Raw genomic sequence first — 4,424 nt, forward strand, 5'->3', positions numbered from 1 at the left:
GGCTCGCTCCCACAGTGGCTGTATCAAGGTGTTGTCAACGACGACCATTCCAGTAACCCGACAACTGATGCCAGGACTTGCCGGCGGTCAGCAATAGCGGACGGATCGCGTCCTTGCCGATGATCGTCGGACGGTTGATCGAGCTGACCAGGTCGTAGCGCGCCGAGCCTTCGCTCATGCCTTCGGCCAGCACCTTGCAAATGATGTGGCTCGGCGTGACGCCGAAACCCGAGTAGCCCTGGACGAAAAACGCATTGCTGCGGCCGGGCAGGGTGCCGACCTGGGGGAACAGGTTCGGGCTGCACGCCATGGGGCCGCCCCAGGCCAGGTCGATCTTCACATCCTTCAGGTAAGGGAAAATCTTCAGCATCAGGCGCCGGTTCCACGCCTTCAGATCCTGCGGGATATGCTCGACCAGCGGGGTTGCCGCGCCGAACAGCAGGCGGTTCTCGTTGGTGACGCGGTAGTAGTCGATCACTGGCCGGATGTCGCTGTAGGCGCCGCGAATCGGGCTGATGCGCTGGATCAGCTCATCCGACAGCGGCTCGGTCATCATCTGGAACGCATAGGTATTGATGGTCGAGCGATGCAGCTCCGGTTCCAGCTTGTTCAGGAAACTGTCGCAGGCCCACAACAGCTTGCTGGCCTTGACCGAGCCACGGCCGGTGCGCACGGTGATGCGTTCGCCATAACTGACTTCCAGCGCTGGGCTGTTCTCGAAGATCCGCACGCCGTGGCTGACGAGCGCCTTGGCTTCGCCCAGCAGCAGGTTCAGCGAGTGCACATGTCCGCCGCCCATGTGCAGCAATGCGCTGCCGTAGGCGTTGGAGCCGATGATCTGCTGGACGTCGGAGCCGCCGAGAAAGCGGATCTCGTGCTTGCTGTTGATCGACTTGAAATCTTTTTCCCAGGCCCGCAGGGTCTTTTCCTGGCGGGCGTTGAAACCCATGTAGCCATAGCCATGGCAGAAGTCCGCATCGATATCGTATTTGGCAATGCGGTCCTTGATGATGTCGGCGCCCAGGTCGCTGATCTCGAAGACCTGGCGCAGCCCCTCTTCACCGACGTCCTTCTTGATTTTTTCCAGGTCATGACCAATGCCGGCCATGATCTGGCCGCCGTTGCGTCCGGTGCCGCCGAAGCCCAGGTAACGCGCCTCCAGCACCACGATGTTGGTAATGCCTTTCTCCGCCAGCTCCAACGCGGTGTTGATGCCGGAGAAACCGCCACCGATGACCACGACGTCGGCTTCCACGTCCTGTTCCAGGGTCGCAAAACTGAGGTTGTATTTCTTGGTGGCCGTGTAATAGGTGGGCGTTTCGATATTGATCATGACGCAACCTGACAAAGTGAAGGAAAGCTCCGCTTGCAGGGCCTGAGCCAGGCGCTGCGAGGGATGGCGCTATTAAGGGGCCTGGCGGGGGCGGCTGTCTTGATCATCCGTGCCGGTTATTTGACCGAGCGCGCCATCGCGGTGTCGTGGGCCATGAAAAGTGCAATCTTGGATCTGGAACGTGCATTTCTCAGCGGCTCCGGCGTACCCATACTGGACCGGCCTTAATCATTGATTCCGCTGTTTGTGCAGCCGCCAGGCCGACGGGCAACGGCGGATCGGCAGACGCCAGATAATAAAAGAGTCCGTCCATGAAAAAGCCAAACCCGCTGCTCGAAGACCTCAAGCCAATCCTGCCGGTCATCGCCGCCAACGCCTTCCAGGCCGAGAAGGACCGTACCGTTCCCGCCGAAAACATTGCCCTGCTCAAGAGCATAGGCATGCACCGGGCGTTCCAGCCGAAAAAATATGGCGGCATGGAAATCTCGCTGCCGCAGTTCGCTGATTGCATCGCTCTGCTGGCCGGCGCTTGCGCAAGCACCGCCTGGGCCATGAGCTTGTTGTGCACCCACAGCCATCAGCTGGCATTGTTTCCGGCACAGACCCAGGAGGAGGTCTGGGGTGACGACTCCGACGCCACCGCCAGCAGCAGCATCGCGCCGTTCGGCCGCACTGAGGAAGTCGAGGGCGGCGTGACGTTCAGCGGCGAAATGGGCTGGAGCAGCGGTTGCGACCACGCCGAATGGGCCATCGTCGGTTTCCGTCGCAAGAATGCCGAAGGCACCCAGGATTACTGCTTCGCGGTGTTGCCTCGTCGCGATTATGCGATCCGCGATGACTGGTACGCGGTCGGCATGCGTGGCAGCGGCAGCAAGACCCTGATCATTAACAATGCCTTTGTGCCGGAACACCGGATCCAGAAAGCCAAGGACATGATGGAAGGCAAGTCCGGCGGCTTTGGCCTGTACCCCGACAGCAAGATTTTTTACGCGCCGTATCGTCCGTATTTCGCCAGCGGCTTCTCTACCGTCAGCCTCGGTGTCGCCGAACGCATGCTGGAGGTCTTTCGCGAGAAAACCCGGACCCGCGTGCGGGCCTACACCGGTGCCGCGGTCGGCGCAGCCACGCCAGCGCTGATGCGCCTGGCCGAGTCTACCCACCAGGTGGCCGCGGCTCGGGCTTTCCTCGAAAAAACCTGGGAAGACCACGCCGAGCACAGCGAGCGGCATCAATACCCGAGCCGCGAGACCCTGGCGTTCTGGCGGACCAATCAGGGTTATGCGACCAAAATGTGCATCCAGGCGGTAGATCGCCTGATGGAAGCCGCGGGTGGCGGCGCCTGGTTCGAAACCAATGAACTGCAACGGCTGTTTCGCGATGCGCACCTGACCGGCGCCCATGCCTACACCGACTATGACGTTTGCGCGCAGATCCTGGGCCGGGAATTGATGGGCCTGGAGCCCGATCCCAGCATGGTGTGATCGTCTGCCCGGCAAACCCGGTTCCAATAACAACAATCGAGGCCGTCGACTGAGGCGGCCGGGAGTCTTGCATGTCCGATATCTGTGAAACTGCATTCGACACCCGCGCGTTCCGCCGGGCCCTGGGTAACTTTGCCACCGGCGTGACCGTGGTCACTGCCGCGACCGAGGATGGACGCAAGGTCGGCGTGACGGCCAACAGCTTCAATTCGGTATCCCTCGACCCGCCGCTGATTCTCTGGAGCATCGACAAGCGTTCCAGCAGCCACGGTGTATTCGAAGCCGCGAGCCATTTCGCCGTCAACGTGCTGGCCGCCGACCAGATCGACCTGTCGAACAACTTCGCCCGGCCCAAGGATGACCGCTTCGCCGAAATCCAATTCGAGGCCGGCGAAGGCGGTGCGCCGGTGTTCGTCGATTGCTCGGCGCGTTTCCATTGCGAGAAGTTCCAGCAGGTCGATGGCGGTGATCATTGGATCATGATCGGCAAAGTCGTCGCCTTCGATGATTTCGGGCGCTCGCCGTTGCTCTACCATCAGGGCGCCTATTCGATGGTCCTGCCGCATACGCGCATGACTCAGCGCGGCGAAGGCCAGCCGCCGAGCAGTCATTTCCAGGGTCGCTTGAGCCATAACCTGTATTACCTGATGACCCAGGCTCTACGGGCCTACCAGGCCAGTTACCAGCCGCGCCAGTTGTCCACCGGACTGCGCACCAGCGAGGCGCGGATGTTGATGGTGCTGGAGAACGATGCCGGCCTGAACATCGCCGATCTGCAGCGCGAAGTGGCGATGCCGGTACGTGAGATCGAAGAGGCGGTAGCCAATCTGCGGCGCAAGGGGCTGGTCACCGATGAGGGCGATCGCGTGCGCCTTACCGTCAAGGGCATCGATGAAACCGAAGGCCTCTGGGCGATTGCCAAGGAGCAGCAGGACAAGGTGTTCGGCCGGTTCAGCGATGAGCAACTTGAAAGTTTCAAGACGGTGCTCAAGGGCATCATCCAGGGCGCCTGAGCTGCACCGGGCCAAAAGCCCGGCGCAGTCGCGGCGGCGGTCAGTCTTTCAACGGGATCAGCACCGCTTCGTCCTGGCCCATCACCATGAACACCAACAGCTTCGCCGGTTGGGTGGCGCTGGCGTTCTTCGACACCAGGTGCTCGGAGCCGGCGGCTTCGTACCAGAACTCACCAGCCTTGTAGGTAATCGCCGGTTCGCCCTTGACCTGGGAGGTGATGGCGCCTTCGAGCACATAGGCCATGGCCGTGCCGTCATGCTTGTGGGCGATGGAAGACTGGCCCGGCGCATAGTCGACGGTCAGCATCATGGCTTTTTTCCCAGGCAGGTTTTTCAACAGCTTCTCTTGCAGCACCCGGATTTTTTCCGCAGGCGCGGTTTCATGGGCGTAGAGCGGGGCGACGGGAAGCAGGCTCAGGGCAGCGATCAGGTAGAGGGTTTTCATCAGGAAGGGACCTTTGTGGTGTGAGTGGCTTCGCGCTGTGGCGATGGCTCCACCCTAAGCCCCGAGACGTTGCGGAAAAACGTCCAATCTTGCGGAAGACAGGTAGACCAGTGAGTGCCACGCGCGGAGGTCCCCCTGTGGCGAGGGAGCTT

The 4,424-nt window shown here is 61.4% G+C and carries 5 protein-coding genes; 3 read left to right on the forward strand and 2 right to left on the reverse strand.

The annotated features are described in order from the left end of the window. Positions 1 to 34: 34 nt before the first annotated feature. The gene (locus ACE04F_RS14830) at positions 35 to 1,333 is read right to left on the reverse strand and encodes an NAD(P)/FAD-dependent oxidoreductase (RefSeq protein ID WP_486107822.1); all 1,299 of its coding nucleotides are present in this window, start codon (positions 1,331 to 1,333) and stop codon (positions 35 to 37) included. Positions 1,334 to 1,366: 33 nt separating this feature from the next. Here ACE04F_RS14830 and ACE04F_RS14835 point away from each other — a divergent pair, with 33 nt between their 5' ends. From ACE04F_RS14835 to ACE04F_RS14845, 3 genes are all read left to right on the forward strand, one after another. Next, positions 1,367 to 1,561, forward strand: a complete 195-nt coding sequence (locus ACE04F_RS14835; protein WP_486107824.1) for a hypothetical protein — start codon at positions 1,367 to 1,369, stop codon at positions 1,559 to 1,561. 83 nt (positions 1,562 to 1,644) lie between these two features. Then, positions 1,645 to 2,814: a p-hydroxyphenylacetate 3-hydroxylase oxygenase component gene (locus ACE04F_RS14840; RefSeq protein ID WP_486107826.1), complete on the forward strand. Its 1,170-nt coding sequence runs from the start codon at positions 1,645 to 1,647 to the stop codon at positions 2,812 to 2,814. A gap of 71 nt (positions 2,815 to 2,885) precedes the next feature. Continuing rightward, the gene (locus ACE04F_RS14845; RefSeq protein ID WP_486107828.1) at positions 2,886 to 3,827 is read left to right on the forward strand and encodes a p-hydroxyphenylacetate 3-hydroxylase reductase component; all 942 of its coding nucleotides are present in this window, start codon (positions 2,886 to 2,888) and stop codon (positions 3,825 to 3,827) included. A 40-nt stretch (positions 3,828 to 3,867) separates the two neighbouring features. On the opposite strand, the gene ACE04F_RS14850 is transcribed toward ACE04F_RS14845, so the two are convergent. After that, positions 3,868 to 4,272 carry a cupin domain-containing protein gene (locus ACE04F_RS14850; RefSeq protein ID WP_486107829.1) on the reverse strand — a complete coding sequence of 135 codons (405 nt, stop codon included), beginning with the start codon at positions 4,270 to 4,272 and terminating at the stop codon, positions 3,868 to 3,870. Positions 4,273 to 4,424 lie beyond the last annotated feature (152 nt).

This window comes from Pseudomonas sp. AGC41 (assembly GCF_057334555.1).